The organism is Oliverpabstia sp., assembly GCF_022785585.1.
Taxonomy (GTDB): domain Bacteria; phylum Bacillota; class Clostridia; order Lachnospirales; family Lachnospiraceae; genus Oliverpabstia; species Oliverpabstia intestinalis.
In genome coordinates this window covers 31,023-54,675 of the sequence record NZ_JALFPR010000081.1, presented here as the reverse complement: position 1 = coordinate 54,675, position 23,653 = coordinate 31,023, and the positions used below count along the sequence as shown (strand labels likewise).

Sequence of the window (23,653 nt, the reverse complement as noted above, 5' to 3'; positions counted from 1 at the left end):
AATAATTTGGCAGAAAAGAAAGAAGGTAGACAATGAAAGGAAAAGTTGCACTGCATAATCTGGGATGTAAAGTGAACGCATACGAGACAGAAGCAATGCAGCAGATGTTAGAGGCAGCAGGATATGAAATCGTACCCTTTGAACCGGGAGCAGACATCTATGTGATCAATACCTGTACTGTGACCAACATCGCTGACCGTAAATCGAGACAGATGCTTCATAAGGCCAAAAAGATGAATCCGGATGCTATTGTGGTGGCAGCCGGATGTTATGTCCAGGCGGATACAAAAAAAGCAGAAGCAGATGCGTCTATAGATATCATAATCGGGAATAATAAAAAACAGGAACTGATTTCCATACTGGAAAACTATCGATCAGGCCAGCAGAAAACCACGGAATGTGTGGATATCAATCATACAAAAGAATATGAAAAACTGGAGATCGACCGTACCGAAGAACATACAAGAGCATACCTGAAAGTCCAGGACGGCTGCAATCAGTTCTGTACGTATTGTATGATTCCGTATGCAAGGGGAAGGATCCGCAGTAAAAAAACAGAGGATGTTGTAGGGGAAGTGAAACGGCTTGCAGCATCCGGTTGTCAGGAAGTGGTACTGACAGGGATCCATCTGAGTTCTTATGGAAAAGAACGTCCGGAAGAACAGGAGAATCTGCTGACGCTGATTCAGGCAGTGCATGAGGTAGACGGTATCGAGAGGATTCGTCTTGGATCTCTCGAACCGGGGATTATTACGAAAGAATTCGCAAAAGCGATCAGCAGTCTGCCGAAAGTGTGTCCGCATTTTCATCTGTCACTGCAAAGCGGATGTACTGCTACACTGAAGCGAATGAATCGACGGTACACAGCGCAGGAGTACCGGGAAAAATGTGAAATCCTGAGAAAATATTATCCGGCACCGGCACTGACTACCGATGTGATCACAGGATTTCCGGGAGAAACAGAAGAAGAATTTGAGGAAAGCCGCAGTTTTGTGGACAGTATTCATTTTTATGAGACACATATTTTCCCGTATTCGAAGAGAGAAGGAACGAAAGCAGCAGTCATGCCGGATCAGCTTCCGGAACAGATAAAAAAAGAAAGAAGCAGAGTTTTGATCGCTCTCGGACAAGAACGCCAGAGAGAATATATGGAGCAGTTTTTGGGAAAGAAAAAAGAAGTTTTGTTTGAAGAACAACAGAAGATTCAGGGTCAGACCTACTGGACGGGGCATACGATGGAATACCTGAAAGTTGCGGTAATATCAGAAGAAAATCTGGAAAATAAACGTGTTATGGTACAACTGCAAAACATCATCGGTCAGGATCTCATTCTTGCAGAATAGCAAAATTATGTGGAACAAATCGGTGATCCGGCAGAATAACAGTAATCGGCAGAATGTTACAAAACTGATAAATAGCAATGGAAAGTTTAAAAAAACTGTAAACTTGATTGAATTTTTGCATCTTCTGTATTAGAATAGAATAGATATCAAGTATAGTCGAGGACGTGAAAAAATGGCAAATTTAAGCAATACACAGTATTTTAAAGTGAAAACAGAGCCGGAAGTACAGGTGAAAGAAGTCCTGGATGTGGTATACACAGCGATGGAAGAGAAGGGTTATAACCCGGTTAACCAGATTGTAGGTTATATTATGTCCGGAGATCCTACGTATATCACCAGTTACAAGGGTGCCAGAAGTATGATCATGAAAGTGGAACGTGATGAACTGGTAGAAGAACTTCTGAAAGAGTATATTAAAAACAGATCCTGGGAGAATCGCTGATGAGAATTCTAGGACTTGATTACGGCTCAAAGACAGTGGGAGTCGCAGTAAGCGACCCCCTTGGTTTTACTGCCCAGGGTGTGGAAATCATCCGCAGAAAATCAGAAAACAAGATGCGCCAGACGCTGGCAAGAATTGAAGAACTGATTGCACAGTATCAGGTAGAAGAAATCGTACTTGGTTTACCGAAGAATATGAATAATACACTGGGAGACAGGGCTGAGAAATCTCTGGAGCTGAAAGAAACGCTGGAGAGACGAACAGGTCTGCCTGTTGTGATGTGGGATGAGCGGCTGACAACTGTATCTGCCAACCGTGTATTGATGGAGACGGGAGTACGCCGGGAAAACCGGAAAGAACATGTGGATGAAATCGCTGCGGTATTTATTCTGCAGGGGTATCTGGATTATCTTGCGAATAAGAATGAAGAAACAGGACGGTAGAATCATTATGGATAAAATCAAATTTGTGACAGATGAAGGCGAAACAGTGGAATTCTATGTAGAAGAGCAGACCAGGGTGAACGGTACAGATTATCTGCTGGTAACAGACTCCATGGATGATGAAGCTAACGCCTACATCCTGAAAGACTCTTCTGAGGAGACGGATCCGGAAGCGGATTATGTGATGGTGGAAGATGACGTGGAACTGGAAGCCATGTCAAAAGTGTTCAGTCAGATGATGGATGATGTGGATATTGAGATGTAAGCAGTGACGGAGGTGCTATTTGAAAAAAAGTAACGGTGGAAAATTGAAAATCATTCCTCTGGGCGGACTGGAACAGATTGGAATGAACATTACTGCCTTTGAATACGAAGACAGTATTATTGTGGTGGACTGTGGTCTGGCGTTCCCGGAGGACGATATGCTGGGAATCGACCTGGTCATCCCTGATATTACCTATTTGAAAGATAATTATGAAAAAGTGAAGGGTTTTGTGATCACTCACGGACACGAGGATCATATCGGAGCTCTTCCTTATGTTTTGAGAGAAATTAATGCACCGATCTACGCAACCAAGCTGACGATCGGTCTGATAGAAAATAAATTAAAAGAACACAACTTACTTCGTACCACAAAAAGAAAAACCATCAAACACGGACAATCGATCAATCTGGGATGTTTCCGAATCGAATTTATAAAAACAAATCACAGTATTCAGGATGCTTCTGCACTTGCTATTTATTCTCCTGCCGGAATCGTTGTGCATACCGGTGACTTTAAAGTAGATTATACACCGGTATTCGGCGATGCCATTGATCTGCAGCGTTTTGCAGAGATTGGCAAAAAAGGTGTTCTTGCACTGATGTGTGACAGTACCAATGCAGAGAGAAAAGGATTTACCATGTCAGAACGTACCGTGGGAAAAACTTTTGATAATCTGTTTGCAGAGCATAAAAATACAAGAATCATCATTGCGACGTTCGCATCTAACGTAGACCGTGTACAGCAGATCATCAACTCTGCTTACAAATACGGAAGAAAAGTAGTTGTGGAAGGTCGAAGTATGGTCAATGTCATTGGAACAGCGTCTGAACTTGGCTATCTGAATGTGCCGGACAACACACTGATTGATATCGATGAAATGAAAAATTACCCGGATGAGCAGATGGTTCTGATCACAACCGGAAGCCAGGGAGAATCTATGGCAGCTTTGTCCCGTATGGCAGCAAATATTCATAAAAAAGTTTCCATTAAACCAGGTGATACCATTATTTTCAGTTCCAACCCGATTCCGGGTAATGAAAAAGCAGTATCCCGTGTCATCAATGAACTGTCAGCCAAAGGGGCAGATGTTATTTTCCAGGATGTACATGTATCAGGACATGCCTGCCAGGAAGAGATCAAATTGATTTACTCTCTGGTAAAACCGAAATATTCGATTCCGGTTCATGGAGAATTCCGTCATCTGAAAGCACAGGCAGGTATTGCAGAGAGCCTGGGTATTCCGAAAGAAAATATTTTCATCATGCACTCCGGTGATGTGATGGAATTAAATGATGAATCCGCGGAAATTACCGGTAAAGTGCATACCGGAGCAATCCTGGTAGATGGACTTGGTGTCGGTGATGTGGGAAATATCGTACTTCGTGACCGTCAGCATCTGGCAGAAGACGGTATTATGATCGTGGTACTGACACTGGAAAAATACAGTAACCAGCTTCTGGCAGGTCCGGATATTGTATCCCGTGGGTTTGTATATGTGAGAGAGTCCGAAGATCTGATGGGACAGGCAAAGAGTGTTGTAGAAGATGCTATTGATTCCTGCCTGGATCGAAGAATTTCTGACTGGGGAAAAATGAAAGGCGTGATCAAAGATTCTCTTGGTGACTTTTTGTGGAAGAGAACCAAGAGAAAACCGATGATTCTGCCAATTATAATGGAGGCGTAAGATACATGAACAAGATACAGGAATGCGTGGAAAAACTGCTGGAAGTAATCAGAGAGGATTCCGCATATCAGAGGTACCTTGCATGTGAGGAGATGCTGAAATCCAATCCGGAGCTGAAAAAACAGATTGATGAATTCCGTGTAGCTGTCTTTCATATGAACAATGACGATACACAGGAAGATTTGTACGATATTACAGATGAAGTAGAAAACAGATATGAAAAGCTTCGGAAAGTTCCGGAGGTGAATGCATATCTGGAGGCGGAGCTGGATGTCTGTCGGATGCTTCAGCAGGTACTGGAACAGTTTCGAAACGGGATTGATCTGAATATCCCGAATGTATGATCACACTGCCGGACATCCCCGCGTTATATGTGGGAAGGATAAGCAAGGAGTATAGATGGGTAGTAAGAAAAAGAAAAAAGATGCAACGTATCAGGCTGCCGTAAGTGGAGCCAAGGGGGCGATTCGGATTCTGCTCTATGTTTTGCTGATCTGTGGACTGATTTTTGTTGGAAAAACGGCATACAGTTTCGGGTATTTGATCTTCTATCAGGAACCGGAGGCTCATACACAGGCAGATGGGCAGGAGGTAACTGTGATTGTTCATGAAGACGATTCTGTCTATGATGTGGGGGAAACTCTGCAGGAAAAAGGATTGATTGAACGACCGGTTATCTTCTGGGCACAGGAAAAACTCTCCGATTATCGTGGTAAGATCAGGCCTGGTACTTATCTTTTGAATACGCATGAGACGGTTGATGAGATGCTTGCCATCCTGTCAGGGAAAAACACAGAGGGACAGCCGTCTAAGGAAGAAGAAAGCAGTAGTTCTGATGCGGAAGACCCAGAGTCAGGAGAGGAGAGTGCCTCATGATTGTAGACGAACGTATGGTGACTTTTATCAATTCTCTGGACGAAGGTCATACAGAATTCCTGGAACAGCTGGAAAAAGAAGCTAGGGAAGATGCGGTTCCTATTGTAAGAAGGGAAATGCAGAGCTTTTTAAAGTTTCTGATGGCAGCTGCCAGACCGAAACGGATTCTGGAGGTGGGAACTGCAGTTGGGTTTTCTGCTCTTTTGATGTGTGAATATAATCCGGAACCCTGTCAGATCATAACCATCGAAAATTACGAAAAGAGGATCCCGATTGCCCGGGATAATTTTAAAAAAGCGGGTAAAGAGGAGCAGATCGAACTTCTGGAGGGAGATGCAGCAGAGATTCTTCCCACGCTCACCGAACCCTTTGATTTTATTTTTATGGATGCAGCCAAAGGACAGTATCTTCATTTTTTACCGGAAGTGTTGCGACTTTTAAAGAGTGGAGGTCTTTTAGTGTCGGATAATATCTTGCAGGAAGGTGATCTGATTGAGTCACGGTTTGCGGTAGAACGAAGAAACCGGACCATCTATAAGCGGATGCGTGAGTATCTGTACGAATTGAAACACAATGACGAGCTGGTAACTTCCCTGCTCCCACTTGGAGATGGGGTTGCAATCAGCACGAAACGATAGGAGAAAGAATCATGAGAATTCCGGAATTACTTGTTCCGGCCAGCAGCCTGGAAGTACTGCAGGTTGCGGTTATATTTGGTGCGGATGCAGTCTATATCGGAGGCGAGGCTTTCGGTCTGCGTGCAAAAGCAAAGAACTTTTCAAAAGAAGATATGTCAGAAGGGGTACGGTTTGCCCACGAACATGGTGTAAAAGTATACGTCACAGCTAATATTCTGGCACATAATCAGGATCTGGAGGGCGTCCGGAAGTATTTTGAAGAACTCCGGGAAATCGGACCGGATGCACTGATTATTTCGGATCCGGGAGTCTATCAGATCGCAAAAGAAGTATGTCCTGAGATCGAACGTCACATTAGTACTCAGGCAAATAACACCAATTATGGTACATACCAGTTTTGGTATCAGATGGGAGCCAAGCGAGTGGTGACAGCAAGAGAATTGTCGCTGGAAGAGATTCGCGAGATTCGAAGCAGAATTCCTGAAGATATGGAGATCGAGACTTTTATTCATGGAGCGATGTGTATCTCATATTCCGGAAGATGTCTGTTAAGCAATTATCTGACAGGAAGAGATTCCAATCAGGGAGCATGTACTCATCCGTGTCGATGGAAGTACTCTGTTATGGAAGAAAGTCGTCCGGGAGAGTATTTTCCGGTCTATGAAAATGAAAGAGGAACTTTTATTTTCAATTCTAAGGATTTGTGCATGATCGAACATATTCCGGATCTGATCAATGCCGGAATCGACAGCTTTAAGATTGAAGGACGTATGAAGACTGCGTTGTATGTGGCAACAGTTGCCCGGACCTATCGGAAAGCCATCGATGACTATCTGAAAGATCCGGCACTGTATGAGGAAAATATGTCGTGGTATCAGGAACAGATTTCCAACTGTACTTATCGGCAATTTACCACCGGATTCTTTTACGGAAAACCAACTCAGGAAGCACAGATTTATGATAATAATACGTATATTAAAGAATATACTTATCTGGGTATTGTGGGAGAGACAAATGAAGAAGGAAAATATTGTATCTCTCAGAGAAACAAGTTCTCTGTAGGAGAACAGATCGAAGTTATGAAGCCAAATGGCGATAACATCGAAGCGACAGTAAAAAGTATTCAGGATGAAGAAGGCAACCAGATGGAGAGTGCACCACATCCGAAGCAGATTCTTTATATTGATCTGGGAATTAAACTGGATCGATATGATATTTTACGTAGAAAAGAACCGGTCACGGAGCTTTAATACAGCATTTTTTTCAATGCGGGAGACATAGGAACGGCTGATTCCCAGCCGTTTTCCAAGTGCCCGCTGTGTCAATTCTTTTTCACCGAAAAGCCCATAGCGGTATTTAATTACTTCATATTCCAATGGTGAAAGAACTTCCCTCAAACAACCATACAATTGAAGAATTCGTTCCTTATGGATACACTGATCAGTGATATCCTGTTCGTTAGCTTCCACAATATCCAGAAGATGAATCTCGTTCCCTTCTTTGTCTGTACCGATCGGTTCGTACAGGGAAACTTCTCTGGAAAATTTTTTTCGGCTGCGAAGCATCATCAACAATTCATTATCAATACAGCGGGCAGCGTAGGTAGCAAGTCTGCTGCCTTTTGTCATATCATAGGTGGACACGGCTTTGATCAGACCGATCGTTCCTATGGAAATCAAATCATCCAGATCTTCATCAACCCCCTGGTATTTTTTTACAATATGTGCAACCAGTCGCAGATTACGTTCGATCAACACATCTCGGGCAGCCTTATCACCCTGTCGGCATTTACGAAGATAGAAAGTTTCTTCTTGTGTGGTGAGGGGTTTCAGAAAGGTCTTCACATACACACCTCAAAGGGCTTTCTTTCTAATTTATGCCCTGGCGGAAGAATATGTGCTTTTCCCAAAATGTAGAATCAGAGCATATCAAAATATATAATCCCAAAACATACAGAAAATAAAGACAACTATACAGTAACCACTGCCCCGCGAGGTATTTTGCCCCGTAGCTGTGAAGGGGCTGAACAGTTACCAATAAAAAACAAGACGGTGATGGCAGTGCTAACCGTTATTACAGTGATATAACGCAGAGAAAGGAGAGAATATTTTATGTATACAAGTATATTATCGGCAACGATGCAGGGAATCAGGGCGATTCCGGTACAGGTGGAGGTGGATGTGAGTCCCGGGCTTCCCGGATTTTCCATGGTAGGGACAGTGAACAGTCAGGTTCGGGAGGCACAGGATCGGGTCAGAACAGCATTACATAATCTGGAGATACCGGTTCCGCCAAGAAGAATTACCATCAATCTTTCTCCGGCAGATGTACCAAAGGCCGGAACCGGTTTTGATCTTCCGATTACTGCGGCAATCCTGGAATCTCTGGGGCAGCTTCCGAAAGGGGGACTTGAGAGTGTCATGGTAACCGGCGAAGTGGGGTTGGACGGACAGATTAAAAAAGTGAGAGGAGTTCTTGCGATGGTTGAGGAGGCGAGGAAATCAGGATGTCAGGGGTGTATTGTTCCATGGGAAAACCGGAGAGAGGCACAGATGATCCAGGGGATTCGAAGCGTAGGAGTCAGGAATCTGGGAGAGTTTATGCGGACAGTGAGAGAACGGACATGGGAACATCCGGAGAAAGAAAGGGAAAAGATGGAGATTGCACCGGAAATAACAGCAGATTTCAGAGAAATCAAAGGACAGACTGCTGCAAAAAGGGGGGCACTTCTTGCAGCCGCCGGTTTTCATAATATATTACTGATGGGGCCTCCGGGTTCAGGAAAAACAATGGTGGCAAAAAGAATTCCCGGTTTGCTTCCGGCACTGAGTCATGAGGAGGCAATGGAAATTACTTCTATTTATAGTGTGGCAGGATTATTATCTTCAAAAGTCCCCTGGGTATCAAACAGGCCGTTCCGTTCTCCGCATCATACCATATCACCGCAGGCGCTTGCGGGAGGAGGAAAGATACCGATGCCAGGAGAAATCACATTGGCACACAAAGGTGTCTTATTTTTGGATGAACTTCCGGAGATGAAGAGGGAGACACTGGAGATTCTCCGACAGCCGCTTGAGGACGGAGAGATTCATATTGCGCGGGTGGGAGGAAGGTATAGTTTCCCGGCAGAATTTCTTCTGGTGGGTGCGATGAATCCCTGCCCCTGTGGCTACTATCCGGACAGAAACCGCTGCGATTGTGGAGAACATGAGATTAAAAGATATCAGCAGCGGATCAGTCAGGCTTTTCTTGACCGGATGGATATCTGTGTGACTACCAATGCGGCAACTTATGGTGAATTCAGGGGAGAGATACCCGACAGTGACAGTATACAGTGGAGTACAGAAAATATGCGAAAAGAAGTAGAGAGAGCCCGGTTAATACAAAAAGAACGTTTAAAAGAATCCGGAATCTGTTATAACAGCCAGATTCCGCCGGGTGAGATCAGTACATATTGCAAAACAAGTGAAGAAGCAGAAAAAATGTTACAGGGAGCTTTTGAAAAGTTACATCTAAGTGGACGGGCATGTAACCGGATCCTTCGCGTGGCGAGGACAGCAGCGGATCTGGCAGGAAAAGAACAGATTGAAGAAGAAGAGATCGCAGAAGCAATCGGATACCGAAGTTTTGACAAACATTCATGGAAATAGGGGGATAAATGATGAGCGAGAACATAAAAATATATAAGAAAACAGAAGAAGGCTACCCGAAAAATTTATTACAACTTCCGGATGCACCGTCACGGTTATATGTGCTTGGAGAATTACCGGATCCTATGCGGCCGGCGATTGCCATTGTCGGAGCAAGAAACTGTAGTTCTTATGGAAAAAATATGGCATATGAATATGCCAGAATTCTGACTCAAAGAGGAATACAGGTGATCAGTGGACTGGCCAGAGGTGTGGATGCAGCAGCTCATGCGGGAGCCCTGGCAGCAGGGGGAAAAACTTATGGTGTGATGGGATGCGGGGTGGATTTTTGCTATCCTACATCCAGCAGGAAGCTTTACCATGTCATGCAGCAGCAGGGTGGTATTTTGTCCGAATTCGCTCCTGGGACACCACCCCTTTCCTATCATTTTCCACTGCGCAACCGAATCATCAGCGGTCTCTCCGGGGCGATACTTGTGGTTGAGGCAAAAGAGAAAAGTGGTTCTCTGATTACTGCGGATGCCGCACTGGAACAGGGGCGTACGGTTTTCGCTCTTCCGGGGCGTGTAGGTGATCTTTTGAGTGAAGGATGTAACCGGTTAATCTACCAGGGAGCCATCCCGGCATGGAAGCCGGAGATCATTCTGGAAGAGATGGAATGGACGGGAAAGAAGGAAATAATACAGGAGGATTTTACACAGGAGAAAAAAATAGTGCTTGCAAGGGAAGATGATTTGGTGTATAGTTGTCTCGATTTAAACCCAAAAGCCGTGTCACAGTTACAGGACGAGACAGGACTGCCATCCGGAAGTCTGTTGAAGAGTCTATACTATCTGACAGCAAAAGATCTGGCCCGCGAAGTCTGGCAGAATTATTATATTCGCACAGAAAAGAGGTGGGCATAAAAGCACGGCAATACATGTGCTTTTGAAGCACATAATAAAAAATCAGGAGGAAGACATTGGCTAAATATTTAGTGATTGTGGAGTCACCTGCGAAGGTAAAGACGGTAAAAAAGTTCCTTGGGAGCAATTATGAAGTGGCAGCTTCCAACGGACATGTCCGGGATTTGCCGAAAAGTCAGTTGGGCATCGACATAGAGAATGATTATGAACCGAAATATATTACGATTCGGGGAAAGGGAGAATTGCTGGCAAGTCTGAGAAAAGAAGCAAAAAAGGCAGATAAAGTATATCTCGCAACTGACCCGGACCGTGAGGGAGAAGCGATTTCCTGGCATCTGGCAACAGCATTGAAGCTGGATGAAAAAAAGATGCGGAGAATCACTTTTAATGAGATCACCAAAAGCGCAGTGAAAGAGTCGATCAAACATGCCAGAGACATAGATATGAATCTGGTGGATGAACAGCAGACAAGACGAATCCTGGACCGTATGGTTGGTTATAGGATCAGTCCGGTGCTGTGGAAAAAGATCAAACGTGGACTGAGTGCCGGTCGGGTACAGTCTGTTGCGCTGCGGATCATAGCGGACAGAGAGGAAGAAATCAATGCATTTATTCCGGAAGAATACTGGTCACTGGATGCTGTATTTAAAATTCCGGGAGAAAAGAAACCGCTGGTTGCAAAGTTCTACGGAAAAGAAAAAGAGAAGATGACGATTTCCTCCAGAGAAGAAACAGATCGCATCATGGAAGAACTGAAAGGTGTATCTTATCAGGTCAGTGAAGTAAAAAAGGGAGAGAGAGGTAAAAAAGCTCCGCTTCCATTTACTACCAGCACTTTGCAGCAGGAAGCTTCCAAGGCACTGAACTTTTCTACTCAGAAGACAATGCGTCTGGCTCAGCAGCTGTATGAAGGAGTAGATATCAAAGGACAGGGTACCGTTGCTCTGATTTCCTACCTGCGTACCGATTCCACCCGTATCTCGGAAGAAGCAGATGCAATGGCAAGAAGCTTTATCGGCGAACATTACGGAGAATCCTATGTGGCAGTGCGGGAGAGTAAACAAAAAGAAGGAAAGAACATTCAGGATGCACACGAAGCAATCCGTCCGACGGATGTTTCCCGTATGCCGGCCCTTGTAAAAGAATCTCTTTCCAGAGACCAGTTCCGTCTCTATCAGCTGATCTGGAAACGATTTGTGGCAAGCCGTATGCAGCCGGCTATATACGAAACAACATCTGTAAAGATTTCCGGTGGAGAATACCTGTTTACGGTTGCCGCATCCAAGATCAAGTTCGATGGTTTCATGTCCGTTTATGTGCAGGAAGATGAGGAGAAAGCGCAGAACAATACATTGGTACGAAGCATTGACAAAGATACGGTTCTGAATTTTCAGGAATTTGATGAACAGCAGCATTTTACCCAGCCGCCGGCACATTATACGGAGGCTTCCCTGGTAAAAACTATGGAAGAACTGGGAATCGGTCGTCCAAGTACTTATGCACCGACCATCACCACAATTATTGCAAGAAGATATGTGGCAAAAGAGAATAAGAACCTGTATATGACAGAACTGGGTGAGGTGGTCAATCAGATGATGAAAGAAGCCTTTCCAAGTATTGTGGATGTCAACTTTACTGCTACGATGGAAGATCTGCTGGATAAAGTGGGTGACGGAACCGTAGACTGGAAAGTGGTAGTTCGGAACTTCTATCCGGATCTTGATGAATCTGTGAAAGAAGCAGAGAAAAATCTCGAGGAAGTTAAACTGGAAGATGAAGTCACTGATGTAATCTGTGAAAACTGTGGAAGAAACATGGTAATCAAATATGGCCCGCATGGAAGATTCCTGGCATGTCCCGGATTTCCGGATTGCAGAAATACCAAGCCGTATCTGGAAAAGATCGGTGTCAAATGTCCGAAGTGTGGAAAAGAAGTAGTTCTTCGCAAGACCAAGAAAGGCCGGAAATATTACGGCTGCGAGGATAATCCGGAATGTGATTTCATGTCCTGGGCAAAACCGATCAATGAAAAATGTCCGAAATGCGGCGGTTACATGGTAGAAAAGGGAAACAAAAAAGTCTGCGCGGACGAGCAGTGCGGGTATGTGGAAGTAAAAGAAAAATAGTAACTATTCAGTAGCCATTATCCCGCGAGGTGTTTGGCATAAATATGCCAAAATCCCGAGACATACAAGCAAAAATGCCATCACCGAAGGTGATTTTAAATGCATTTTTGCTCGTAACTGTGAAGGTACTGAACAGTTACGAAAAATAAATCTTACTGTGCAACGGAAAATTAAAAGATACAGATTTCGGCAAAGAATCTGTATCTTTTAATTTTCCGTTGCAGTGCATATCAATAATTGGTCCGGTGGACCAATTTTAGTTTTCATGGTTTTGATTAGGCAGATAAAACAGTCACAATAAATGAAAAAATTGAAATATTCAGAAAATATTATTGTTATTTAAAGAATATCATGGTACAATATTATAAAAGTATAAAAAAAACAAAAAATCCAGAAAGGAGTAGAAGATGAGCGTACAGTTATTGGACAAAACCAGAAAAATCAATAAATTACTGCACAATAATAATTCTACAAAAGTAGTGTTCAATGATATCTGCAAAGTAATGATGGAAACATTGGATTCCAATATTCTTGTGATCAGTAAGAAAGGAAAAGTTCTTGGCGTCAGTTTATGCCCGGGAGTAGAAGAAATCACAGAATTGATTGAGGATAAAGTCGGAAGTCATGTAGATCCGCTTCTGAATGACCGGTTTTTAAGCGTCTTGTCCACAAAGGAAAATGTGAATCTTCAGACTCTGGGATTTGAGAGGGATGATATCCAGCAATATTGTGCGATTATCAACCCGATTGATATTGCAGGAGAACGTCTTGGAACTGTATTTATGTACCGGAAAGAACGCCAGTACGATATTGAGGATATTATTGTCAGTGAGTATGGAACGACAGTAGTAGGGTTGGAAATGATGCGCTCCGTAAATGAAGAAAATGCAGAGGAAGCCAGAAAGGTTCACGTTGTAAAAGCAGCGTTCAGCACACTCTCGTTTTCGGAACTGGAAGCGATCATTCATATTTTCGATGAATTGGACGGAGATGAAGGAATCCTTGTGGCAAGTAAGATTGCTGACCGTGTGGGAATTACACGTTCAGTTATTGTAAATGCTCTCAGAAAATTCGAGAGTGCCGGTGTGATCGAATCCAGATCCAGTGGTATGAAGGGAACGTACATCAAAGTGTTGAATGATGTGATCTTTGATGAACTTGAAGAACTGAAAGCGAGAAAAAATCTGAAAGTGACAGAAAAGGACGACTGATACAACAACAGCTGAAAAGAAAAGGACAGAAGAAAGAAGAAAAGGAGAACCTCCTGGTCTTCTTTCTTTTTTGTTGCTTTGCATCTGAGAAAAAATGACAAAATGGAAAAAATATAGAAAAGTGAGAAAATAAGAGAAAAAATGAGTATATATTTAAAAATAAGAGAATATATTAAAAATACCAGCGAAAAGTGAAGTTGCGAAAACAGGGCAAAATTACTAATATAAGACCATCGGTAGCACTCGATACAAACGAGTGCTAATAAAACAGATTATACGCTTAAAGGAGGCAAATAGATATGAAATTAGTACCATTGGGAGACAGAGTTGTATTAAAACAGTTAGTTGCAGAAGAAACCACAAAGTCCGGTATTGTATTACCGGGACAGGCACAGGAAAAACCGCAGCAGGCAGAAGTCGTGGCTGTAGGACCTGGCGGAATGGTTGATGGAAAAGAAGTAAAGATGGAAGTTGCGGTTGGAGACCAGGTTATCTATTCCAAATATGCAGGAACTGAAGTAAAGCTGGACGGAGAAGAATATATCATTGTAAAACAGAATGATATTCTTGCCGTTGTAAAATAATCGATTTTCAGAAAGAAAAAGAGAGATAGAATCAGGAGGAAAAAATCATGGCAAAAGAGATTAAATTTGGAGCAGAAGCCAGAGCAGCTCTGGAGAGAGGTGTAAATCAGCTGGCTGATACAGTAAGAGTTACGCTTGGACCGAAAGGAAGAAATGTTGTACTGGCAAAACCATATGGTGCTCCATTGATTACAAATGATGGTGTTACGATTGCAAAAGAGATCGAACTGGAAGATGGATTTGAAAACATGGGCGCACAGCTGATCCGTGAAGTTGCATCCAAGACCAATGATGTAGCAGGTGATGGTACTACAACAGCAACTGTACTGGCACAGGCTATGGTAAATGCAGGTATGAAGAACCTGGCAGCAGGTGCAAACCCGATTGTTCTGCGAAAAGGCATGAAAAAAGCCACCGATAAAGCGGTAGAAGCAATTGCTTCCATGAGCAAACCGGTAGAAGGAAAAGAACAGATTGCAAAAGTTGCAGCAGTATCTTCCGGAGATGAAGAAGTTGGTAAACTGGTAGCTGATGCGATGGAAAAAGTTTCCAAAGACGGTGTTATCACCATTGAAGAATCCAAGACAATGAAAACAGAACTGGATCTGGTAGAAGGTATGCAGTTTGACCGTGGATATATTTCCGCATATATGGCAACAGATATGGATAAGATGGAGGCAACTCTGGATAATCCGTATATCCTGATCACAGATAAAAAGATCTCCAATATTCAGGAACTGCTGCCACTGTTAGAGCAGATTGTACAGTCCGGTTCCAAACTGCTGATCATCGCAGAGGATATCGAAGGTGAAGCTCTGACAACTCTGATCGTAAACAAACTGAGAGGAACTTTCTCTGTAGCAGCTGTAAAAGCACCTGGTTATGGTGACAGAAGAAAAGAAATGCTGCAGGATATCGCTATTCTGACAGGTGGTCAGGTGATCTCTGACGAACTGGGACTGGATCTGAAAGAAGCAACTCTGGAACAGCTTGGTCGTGCGAAATCTGTAAAAGTTCAGAAAGAAAGCACTGTTATTGTTGATGGTGAAGGCGATAAAGAAGCTATCAAAGCAAGAGTGAACCAGATCAAAGGACAGATCGAAGAGACAACATCTGAATTTGACCGTGAAAAACTGCAGGAAAGACTGGCAAAACTGGCAGGTGGTGTAGCAGTTGTACGTGTTGGTGCAGCTACTGAGACAGAAATGAAAGAAGCAAAACTGCGTATGGAAGATGCTCTGGCAGCTACCAAAGCAGCTGTAGAAGAAGGTATCATCGCAGGTGGTGGTTCTGCTTACATCCATACGACAAAAGTTCTGCAGGGACTGGTTGATACTCTGGAAGGAGACGAGAAGACAGGTGCTCAGATCATCATGAAAGCCCTGGAAGCTCCTCTGTTCCATATTGCTGCCAATGCAGGTCTGGAAGGATCCGTAATCATCAACAAAGTAAAAGAATCCGAAGTTGGCATTGGATTTGATGCATACAAAGAAGAATATGTAGATATGGTAAAAGCAGGTATTCTGGATCCGGCAAAAGTAACAAGAAGTGCACTGCAGAATGCTACCAGTGTTGCATCTACTCTGCTGACAACAGAATCTGTAGTATCTATTATCCCGGAAGAAGCACCGGCAGCACCGGCAGGTAACCCGGGAATGGGAATGATGTAATTTACGAAAGTAAGATAAGAATTGTATAACTGTTCGGTGTCTGCTGAATAGTCACCGGAGTTCATAAAGATTTAAGAAAAGCAGGAGCTGACCAGATAGACGGCGGCTCCTGTTTGTGTTAAAATGAAAATGGATCTGATTGGGTATCACAGCGGGCAGGGGGAAAGAAAAGTAAGGCGTCAGAAAGGAACAGGGATGGAACAGAAACGATACGAAAGCGACATGACCCCGAAAGAAAAAAGGGAACTGGAACGAAAAAAACTGAAACAGATGACAGCCGGGCAGAAACTGGAATATATCTGGGCTTACTATAAGCCACATATGGCAGTGGCGCTGGGAATTATTCTGCTTATTGTTTTTATCGGACAGATGATTTATCGGAGTCAGTTCGATACAGTTTTTTATGCAGCAATCATTAACGGAACAGCCGGAGACGGAGAGGCGCTTGCAGAAGATTTTAAAAATTATACCGGTGACACAGATAAATATCATGAATATACTATTGATAATTCCATGTATCTGATGAAAGATCAGGAAGACTATCAGATGGTTATGAAGTTGTCCACGATCATCGGTGCACAGCAGGTAGATGTATTGATTGCACCTGAATACAAATTTCAGGAGTATGTAGAACAGGATGGTTTTTATCCGATGTCGGAACTTCTTACGGATAAACAGCAGGAAGCATATAAAGATGATTTGACAGAGTACGGACTGCATGTGGGAGACAGCAAAGTACTTCAGTCTTTTGGAGTGGATGAAGATTCATATATGGGAGTACTTGTCTATTCGGATCATCTCGATGAAGCCAAATCATTTATTACATATATTATGGGTGATGGAAACACGCCTGATGAAAACGAAGGAGGACAAAAATGAGTGATTTGTATTTGGAAGAACTGGTAAAAAGAAGGAAAACAGGAACAGATCAGGCACTGCGGTATGTACTGATGGCACTCACTGCCATCGGGGTTGTTCTGTCGCTTCTTACCTGGAACCTGATCATTATTGCGGTTTCTATCGCGATCTGCGTGGCGGACATCTTTATTTTTCCGAGATTTCAGACAGAATGGGAATATCAGTATGTCAACGGGGAACTGGATGTGGATCGTATCATAAACAAGGCAAAGAGAAAACGAATGGCATCTTATGATATCTCAAAAGCAGAACTGATCGCGCCGGCAGCATCTCACAGGTTTGATTATTATAATAATAACCAGAAATTAAAGGTATGCGACTATTCATCCTGTAATCCGGAGAGAGAAAAACTGGTTTATGCCATGGTGATTCCGGAAAAAGAAGGACTGCTGAAAGTACTTTTTGAGCCATCGGAACATATGGTCAAAGATTTTCGGTTGAAAGCTCCACGGAAAGTGTTCTTTGATTAACATTGACACCACGGTTGTTTTTTGCTAAACTAATTCTCAACAATGTAAAGCATACGAAAGGAGAAAAAAATGGGTACAATTATTGGTGACGGAATTACTTTTGATGATGTGTTACTGGTTCCTCAGTATTCAGAAGTAACTCCCAACATGGTAGATTTATCTACACATTTAACAAAAAAAGTTAAACTAAACATCCCGATGATGAGTGCAGGAATGGACACAGTTACTGAACATCGTATGGCGATTGCCATGGCAAGACAGGGAGGTATTGGTATCATTCATAAAAACATGTCTATCGAGGCGCAGGCTGATGAGGTGGACAAGGTAAAGCGTTCAGAGAACGGAGTCATCACAGACCCATTTTTCCTTTCACCGGAACATACACTGGAAGATGCCAATAATCTGATGGCAAAATTCAGAATTTCCGGCGTACCGATTACGGAAGGCAGAAAACTGGTTGGTATCATCACTAACCGTGATCTGAAATTTGAAGAAGATTTTACAAAGAAAATCAAAGACTGTATGACATCCGAAGGACTGATCACAGCAAAAGAGGGTATCACTCTGGAAGAAGCCAAGAAGATTCTTGCACAGGCAAGAAAAGAAAAATTGCCGATCGTAGATGATGACTTCAATCTGAAAGGTCTGATCACCATCAAAGATATTGAGAAGCAGATCAAATATCCGTTGTCTGCAAAAGATGAAAATGGTCGTCTGCTCTGTGGTGCTGCCGTTGGAATCACAGCAAATGTTCTGGAGCGTGTGGATGCTCTGGTAAAAGCGAAAGTCGATGTTATTGTTATTGACTCTGCTCACGGACATTCCGCAAATATCTTTAAAACACTGCGTCAGATCAAAGCAAAATATCCGGATCTGCAGGTGATTGCAGGTAACGTTGCAACAGGCGCAGCAACCAGAGATCTGATCGAAGCCGGAGCCGATGCGGTAAAAGTAGGTATCGGACCTGGATCCATCTGTACAACCCGTGTGGTTGCAGGAATCGGTGTTCCGCAGATCACAGCCGTTATGGACTGTTATAATGCAGCAAAAGAATATGGTGTACCGATCATCGCAGATGGTGGTATCAAGTATTCCGGAGATATGACGAAAGCGATTGCAGCCGGAGCGAATGTATGTATGATGGGCAGCATGTTTGCCGGATGCGATGAGAGTCCGGGAAGCTTTGAACTGTATCAGGGTAGAAAATATAAAGTATACCGTGGTATGGGATCTATTGCAGCGATGGAGAACGGAAGTAAAGACCGTTATTTTCAGACCGATGCGAAGAAACTGGTACCGGAGGGTGTCGAAGGTCGTGTCGCATACAAAGGTCACCTGGAAGACACGGTATTCCAGTTAATCGGAGGACTTCGTTCCGGTATGGGATATTGCGGAGCAAAAGATATTGAGACATTAAAAGAAACCGGAAAATTTGTAAAGATTTCCTCAGCATCTTTAAAAGAATCTCATCCGCATGATATTCATATTACAAAAGAAGCACCAAACTATAGCATTGATGAGTAGTAACTATTCAGTGGAGAATCATCCGTAAGGTACTGAACCGTTACGAGGAATAAATAAAGCAGGCGGTCTCAGGGGTGGAGGCCGCCTTTTTGGGTATACAGGAGAAGTGTTATGAGTGGGAGAAGAACTGGGGGGAGAAACCGACAGGGGAGCAGAACAGTTCACAGAAGACGGATGACGAGACAGCGAAGAAGACAGCAATTGATCCGACGATCGATGATTGTACTGTGTATTGCTTTTTTATGTATTATTGGTCTGATATTTTTATGCAAAAAATTATTTTTTTCACAGACGGGAAAAAATATGGTACAGGAGACTGGACAGATTGACTGGACAGGCGCTCCGGAACTGGATGTGGAACTGCTGGATGTCAACGAATATTCCAGACCGGGAGCCACACTGAAACAGGTAAATGGAATTGTGATTCACTATACTGCGAATCCAGGAAGCAGCGCCATGGCAAACAGGGATTATTTTGAGGGACTTAAAGATGCACATACCACAAAAGCCAGCAGTCATTTTATTGTAGGGCTGGAGGGGGAAGTTGTGCAATGTATACCAACTACGGAAATTGCATATGCTTCTAATGATCGAAATGGGGATACCATATCCATCGAATGCTGTCACCCGGATGATACAGGCGCTTTTAACACAGTGACTTATCAGTCGATGGTACAGCTGACAGCCTGGCTGTGTAACAGATTCGGACTTACAAGTCAGGATGTGATCCGCCATTATGATGTGACAGGAAAAATCTGTCCGAAATATTTTGTGGAACACGAAGATGCCTGGGAACAGTTTAGGGCAGATGTGCAGCAACAGATTGGGGTTCTTGCATCTTAAGACAGGGGAAACAAATAAAAAACGCATAAAAAAGTACCGGAAGCGGTTGCAAAACAGAAAAAACATGTTACAATAGTGTTACGAAAAAATTAAAGGTGATAACATGAACTTATTTGAAGCAATTTTTGTCCGGAAATCCGTCCGGAGTTATACAAATGAAGGGATCAGCCCGAAAGTTCTGGAAGACATTCTGAAACAATTTGATGAAATTAACGGGCTGTTTGGAGGAGTAGAGACGGAACTGGCGATTTTTGACAATCGACAGAATGATTATAAGATGCTCAGTATTCTTGGAATCAAGGCACCATATTATCTGGTGTTGTATTCGGAAGAAAAAGACCGTGCGATGATGAACGCAGGGTATCTGATGGAGCAGCTTTCGTTATATATGTACACCAGAGGAATCGGAAGCTGTTTTATCGGCAATCCGATCATTAAGAAAAAATATCAATATCGCGATAAAAAGCGGATGATGGTGGTGATGGCATTCGGAAAGCCCAAGGGAAGCTGTTATCGGAAACAGGCGGAAGCGAAGAGGTTGAGTTTGGATGACCTGTGTGTATATAAAGAAACACCGAGACAGTGGATGAAACAGTTACTGGATGCAGCAAGGATGGCACCTTCAAGTATGAACAGCCAGCCGTGGCGTTTCGTAGTTTTTGACAGCCGAATCCATATTTTCTCCAAGAAACATCCAAGTGATAAACTGGGAAAATGGGATGAGGTAAATTTTGGTATTATGTTTGCCAATATGATGACGGCTGCAGAAGAAATGTGGTTGGATGTGGATCTGATTCGTCTGGATGAACTGAGCCAGAAAAATTTTCAGAACAATCAGTATGTGCTGAGTGCAATTTTGCGCCCTTAAAACAGTAAATAGATTGATTTGAAGAAAAAACACAAAAAATTACAACAATTTAGTTGACAGGTGTCGGAATTTATAGTATGATATCTTTGTTCGAAAGAACAAGGATATGCACGAGTGGCTCAGTGGTGGAGTATCGCCTTGCCAAGGCGAGGGTCGCGGGTTCGAATCCCGTCTCGTGCTTAGAACAAGGGCTTTGTCAGTGATGACAAAGCCTTTTTTACATTACAGGAAATTGATTTCCTGTAATGTAAAAAACGCTCCGCGAGGATGCGTACTGCGGCGTATAAGGTAGATGTCGCAAGTTGAGAGTATATAAAAAGTCAGGAGGAATGCTATGGAATACACAAAGATATCAAAGAAGATGAAATCTCCGGTTGACGGACTGGAACTGGATTTGCTGATACTGGTTCCGGAAGAAGCACCGAAAGCAATCCTGCAGATTCATCACGGTATGGCAGAGTATAAAGAACGCTATCTTCCATTTATGAAGTATTTTGCAGAAGCCGGATATGTTGCGGCGATCCATGACTGCCGTGGACATGGAAAAAGTGTACGGACGAAAAAAGATCTGGGTTATATGTATGGTGCCGGTATGGATGCGTTGATCGAGGATACGGCTGAAGTAACCAGAATGTTGAAAGAAGAATGGCAGGGAGTACCGTTGATCTTACTGGGGCACAGCATGGGTTCTATGGTGGTTCGCTGTTTTACAAAAAAATACGATGATCTCCTGAATATGTTGGTGGTCTGTGGATCGCCATCAAAGAATCCGGGAGCAAAAATAGGGATTGCACTGGCTGCTGTACAGGAAAAAATCAGTGGGGCACACCATGTCAGCCGTTTTCTGGAACTGCTTTCTCTGGGAAGCTATTCCGGGAAGTTTGCAGGTGAGGGAAGCCGCTTTGCCTGGTGCTGTTCGGATGAACAGGTTGTGCGTGCTTATGAAGCCTCGGAACTTTGCGGATTTACTTTTACCGTGGATGCGGATCAGGTACTGTTTCAACTGATGGATGAGACGTATCGGGAAACAGGATGGAAACTTTTCAATCCGGATCTGCCGGTGTTGTTTATCGGAGGATATGAAGACCCATGTATTGGCGGAGCAAGAAAATTTGCCCAGGCAGTACAGACGATGCGGCGAGTCGGATATATGGATACAAAAGGAAAATTGTATCCGGGTATGCGTCATGAGATTCTGAATGAGCGTGAAAAAGAAAAAGTATATCATGATGTAAAAAAATATATTGAAAAAAAATTGAATATTTGAGCTATACGGGTGAATAACGGGAACAGCAGAAAAAGGAAAAATGAATTCCTTCTCACTTTACATAGATTTAACAAAAGACTGTGAACAGATTTAACAGGGATTTAATACAATAGTGCCATCAAAAGAAAAACATTGGGAGGACAATAATGGACATATTCAGTGTATTAACGATGGTAGGAGGACTGGCTCTGTTTCTGTACGGTATGCAGGTTATGGGGGATGGGCTGGCAAAAGTATCCGGTGGAAAGCTGGAGAGGATTCTGGAAAATCTGACATCTAACCCGATCAAAGCAGTATTGCTTGGTGCCGGTGTGACGGCTGTGATTCAGTCGTCATCGGCGACGACCGTTATGGTTGTCGGATTTGTTAATTCGGGTATTATGAAGTTGAATCAGGCAGTGGGAATTATCATGGGTGCCAACATTGGTACGACCGTAACTTCCTGGATTCTCAGTTTATCCGGGTTGCAGGGAGATAACGTCTTTGTAAAATTATGTAAACCTAGTTCCTTTTCACCGCTCCTTGCAGTGATTGGTGTGATTTTTCTGCTCTTTATTAAAGATGAAAAGAAAAAGGATATCGGAGCAATCATGGTTGGGTTTGCTGTGCTGATGTTTGGTATGGAAACCATGAGCGATGCGGTTAAACCGCTGGCAAATGTACCGGAATTTACCGGTATTTTGACAGCGTTTTCCAATCCGGTCCTCGGTATGATAGCCGGAGCAGTGCTGACGGCGATCATACAGAGTTCTTCTGCGTCTGTCGGTATCCTGCAGGCACTTTGCGTGACCGGAGCGGTAAGCTATGGGGTCGCGATCCCGATCATTATGGGACAAAATATCGGTACCTGCGTGACGGCACTGTTATCAAGTATCGGAGCAACTAAAAACGCAAAGCGTGCTGCCATGGTACACCTGTATTTTAATATTATCGGAACGGTTGTTTTCATGGTGCTCTTTTACACGGTCAATGCAGTCGTTGGATTTTCCTTTCTTGGCACGGCAACAAATGCAGCAGGAATTGCTGTGATACACAGTCTGTTTAATGTATTTGCTACGATGCTGTTACTTCCGTTCGGCAAAGGACTGGAAAAACTTGCATGTCTTACCATCCGTGATGATGTACAGCCGGCGGAAGTAGAAGAAGAAAGAAAAGAATTACAGCTTCTGGATTCCAGATTTCTGGAAAAACCGGCGTTTGCCATGGAACAGAGTGTTCATGTGGCAAACAAAATGGCGGAAGAATCCAAGCGAACCTTATTCACTGCTATGGATCTCCTGTGGAATTATACGGAGGATGGAGCAAAAAAGGTAGGTGAGCTGGAAAATCTGGTAGATCAGTATGAAGATGAACTGGGAACGTATCTGGTAAAACTTTCCAGACAGAATCTCAGTGTCCACGATAGTCATACGCTGTCTATCGTGCTGCATTGTATCGGGGATTTTGAACGAATCTCAGACCATGCGATCAACATCATGGAGGCAGCACAGGAGATGCATGATAAAAAGCTGATATTTTCTCCGAAGGCAGAAGAAGAGTTGAAAGTTTTCAGCAGAGCGGTGCAGGATATTGTGGAGAAAGCTTATGCGGTATTCCGTGATCAGGATGAGAAACTGGCACAGAAAGTAGAACCGTTGGAGGCAGTAGTGGATGAGCTGAACCAGGAAGTGAAAAAGCGTCATATCCGCAGACTGAGAGAGGGAAAATGTACGATTGAACTTGGATTTATTCTTTCGGATATTACGACCAGTCTCGAGCGAGTGGCAGATCATTGTTCCAATATTGCGGTGTGCGTGACACAGGTAAGAGAAGATACTTATGATACACATGGATATCTGAACAGCGTAAAAAATGAAGACAGTGAGATATTCCGCGGACTGGTATTAGAAGAAGAAGAAAAGTATTTGCTGCCATAAAAATAGGAGA

Annotated in this window: 24 protein-coding genes and 1 tRNA gene; 24 read left to right on the top strand and 1 reads right to left on the bottom strand. The window is 43.3% G+C overall.

Annotation, left to right across the window (positions count from 1 at the left end; genetic code table 11):
- Nucleotides 1-32 precede the first annotated feature (32 nt).
- The 9 genes from mtaB to MSA64_RS05370 all read left to right on the top strand — a co-directional run bounded on the left by mtaB (nt 33) and on the right by MSA64_RS05370 (nt 6,941).
- Nucleotides 33-1,343, top strand: coding sequence for a tRNA (N(6)-L-threonylcarbamoyladenosine(37)-C(2))-methylthiotransferase MtaB (mtaB, locus tag MSA64_RS05410; RefSeq protein ID WP_154432308.1), 1,311 nt, complete (start codon nt 33-35; stop codon nt 1,341-1,343).
- A 172-nt stretch (nt 1,344-1,515) separates the two neighbouring features.
- On the top strand, nt 1,516-1,785 hold the full coding sequence (locus MSA64_RS05405; protein ID WP_022008878.1) for an IreB family regulatory phosphoprotein: 270 nt from the start codon (nt 1,516-1,518) through the stop codon (nt 1,783-1,785).
- Complete coding sequence (gene ruvX, locus MSA64_RS05400; RefSeq protein WP_022171298.1) at nt 1,785-2,228, top strand: Holliday junction resolvase RuvX; 444 nt, start codon at nt 1,785-1,787, stop codon at nt 2,226-2,228. The genes MSA64_RS05405 and ruvX overlap by 1 nt, the downstream gene beginning before the upstream one ends.
- 7 nt (nt 2,229-2,235) lie before the next feature.
- Complete coding sequence (locus MSA64_RS05395) at nt 2,236-2,493, top strand: DUF1292 domain-containing protein (protein WP_022171299.1); 258 nt, start codon at nt 2,236-2,238, stop codon at nt 2,491-2,493.
- 19 nt (nt 2,494-2,512) lie between these two features.
- Nucleotides 2,513-4,177 carry a ribonuclease J gene (locus MSA64_RS05390; RefSeq protein WP_022171300.1) on the top strand — a complete coding sequence of 555 codons (1,665 nt, stop codon included), beginning with the start codon at nt 2,513-2,515 and terminating at the stop codon, nt 4,175-4,177.
- A gap of 5 nt (nt 4,178-4,182) precedes the next feature.
- Nucleotides 4,183-4,521 (top strand): YlbF family regulator, encoded by a 339-nt coding sequence (locus MSA64_RS05385; protein WP_154432309.1) that lies wholly within the window; start codon nt 4,183-4,185, stop codon nt 4,519-4,521.
- A gap of 55 nt (nt 4,522-4,576) precedes the next feature.
- Complete coding sequence (locus MSA64_RS05380; RefSeq protein ID WP_277663914.1) at nt 4,577-5,053, top strand: hypothetical protein; 477 nt, start codon at nt 4,577-4,579, stop codon at nt 5,051-5,053.
- Nucleotides 5,050-5,691 (top strand): O-methyltransferase, encoded by a 642-nt coding sequence (locus MSA64_RS05375; protein WP_022171303.1) that lies wholly within the window; start codon nt 5,050-5,052, stop codon nt 5,689-5,691. The genes MSA64_RS05380 and MSA64_RS05375 overlap by 4 nt, the downstream gene beginning before the upstream one ends.
- An 11-nt stretch (nt 5,692-5,702) precedes the next feature.
- The gene (locus MSA64_RS05370; RefSeq protein ID WP_022171304.1) at nt 5,703-6,941 is read left to right on the top strand and encodes a peptidase U32 family protein; all 1,239 of its coding nucleotides are present in this window, start codon (nt 5,703-5,705) and stop codon (nt 6,939-6,941) included.
- Here the strand turns inward: MSA64_RS05370 and sigK are convergent.
- Nucleotides 6,909-7,535 carry an RNA polymerase sporulation sigma factor SigK gene (sigK, locus tag MSA64_RS05365; protein WP_022171305.1) on the bottom strand — a complete coding sequence of 209 codons (627 nt, stop codon included), beginning with the start codon at nt 7,533-7,535 and terminating at the stop codon, nt 6,909-6,911. The two genes, MSA64_RS05370 and sigK, sit on opposite strands and share 33 nt — an antisense overlap.
- 267 nt (nt 7,536-7,802) lie before the next feature.
- Between sigK and MSA64_RS05360 the strand changes: the two genes are divergently transcribed.
- The 15 genes from MSA64_RS05360 (at nt 7,803) to MSA64_RS05290 (ending at nt 23,643) form a co-directional block, all read left to right on the top strand.
- Nucleotides 7,803-9,341, top strand: coding sequence for a YifB family Mg chelatase-like AAA ATPase (locus tag MSA64_RS05360; protein ID WP_118568081.1), 1,539 nt, complete (start codon nt 7,803-7,805; stop codon nt 9,339-9,341).
- Between the two features lie 8 nt (nt 9,342-9,349).
- On the top strand, nt 9,350-10,246 hold the full coding sequence (gene dprA / locus MSA64_RS05355) for a DNA-processing protein DprA (protein ID WP_235904509.1): 897 nt from the start codon (nt 9,350-9,352) through the stop codon (nt 10,244-10,246).
- 56 nt (nt 10,247-10,302) lie between these two features.
- Nucleotides 10,303-12,372, top strand: coding sequence for a type I DNA topoisomerase (topA, locus tag MSA64_RS05350; protein ID WP_154432312.1), 2,070 nt, complete (start codon nt 10,303-10,305; stop codon nt 12,370-12,372).
- 407 nt (nt 12,373-12,779) lie between these two features.
- Nucleotides 12,780-13,583, top strand: coding sequence for a GTP-sensing pleiotropic transcriptional regulator CodY (codY, locus tag MSA64_RS05345; RefSeq protein ID WP_022172700.1), 804 nt, complete (start codon nt 12,780-12,782; stop codon nt 13,581-13,583).
- Nucleotides 13,584-13,882: 299 nt separating this feature from the next.
- A complete protein-coding gene (gene groES, locus MSA64_RS05340; RefSeq protein ID WP_022398993.1) occupies nt 13,883-14,167 on the top strand; it encodes a co-chaperone GroES in 285 nt (94 codons plus the stop codon).
- A gap of 47 nt (nt 14,168-14,214) precedes the next feature.
- Entirely contained in the window at nt 14,215-15,837 is a 1,623-nt protein-coding gene (gene groL, locus MSA64_RS05335; protein ID WP_277663913.1) for a chaperonin GroEL, read from the top strand.
- Between the two features lie 195 nt (nt 15,838-16,032).
- Nucleotides 16,033-16,716 (top strand): hypothetical protein, encoded by a 684-nt coding sequence (locus MSA64_RS05330; protein ID WP_287890889.1) that lies wholly within the window; start codon nt 16,033-16,035, stop codon nt 16,714-16,716.
- Nucleotides 16,713-17,225 (top strand): DUF6106 family protein, encoded by a 513-nt coding sequence (locus MSA64_RS05325; RefSeq protein WP_022172696.1) that lies wholly within the window; start codon nt 16,713-16,715, stop codon nt 17,223-17,225. The genes MSA64_RS05330 and MSA64_RS05325 overlap by 4 nt, the downstream gene beginning before the upstream one ends.
- 69 nt (nt 17,226-17,294) lie before the next feature.
- Nucleotides 17,295-18,749 carry an IMP dehydrogenase gene (gene guaB / locus MSA64_RS05320; protein ID WP_154432315.1) on the top strand — a complete coding sequence of 485 codons (1,455 nt, stop codon included), beginning with the start codon at nt 17,295-17,297 and terminating at the stop codon, nt 18,747-18,749.
- An 89-nt stretch (nt 18,750-18,838) separates the two neighbouring features.
- Entirely contained in the window at nt 18,839-19,078 is a 240-nt protein-coding gene (locus tag MSA64_RS05315; RefSeq protein WP_227617398.1) for a hypothetical protein, read from the top strand.
- The gene (locus tag MSA64_RS05310; protein WP_287890906.1) at nt 18,966-19,592 is read left to right on the top strand and encodes a peptidoglycan recognition protein family protein; all 627 of its coding nucleotides are present in this window, start codon (nt 18,966-18,968) and stop codon (nt 19,590-19,592) included. Before MSA64_RS05315 ends, MSA64_RS05310 begins: the two co-directional genes overlap by 113 nt.
- 103 nt (nt 19,593-19,695) lie before the next feature.
- Nucleotides 19,696-20,460, top strand: coding sequence for a nitroreductase family protein (locus MSA64_RS05305; protein WP_154432317.1), 765 nt, complete (start codon nt 19,696-19,698; stop codon nt 20,458-20,460).
- Nucleotides 20,461-20,568: 108 nt separating this feature from the next.
- Nucleotides 20,569-20,640: transfer RNA gene (locus MSA64_RS05300), tRNA-Gly, on the top strand.
- A gap of 154 nt (nt 20,641-20,794) precedes the next feature.
- On the top strand, nt 20,795-21,727 hold the full coding sequence (locus tag MSA64_RS05295; protein ID WP_277663911.1) for an alpha/beta fold hydrolase: 933 nt from the start codon (nt 20,795-20,797) through the stop codon (nt 21,725-21,727).
- Nucleotides 21,728-21,873: 146 nt separating this feature from the next.
- Complete coding sequence (locus MSA64_RS05290; protein WP_287890885.1) at nt 21,874-23,643, top strand: Na/Pi cotransporter family protein; 1,770 nt, start codon at nt 21,874-21,876, stop codon at nt 23,641-23,643.
- The last annotated feature ends 10 nt before the right edge of the window (nt 23,644-23,653 follow it).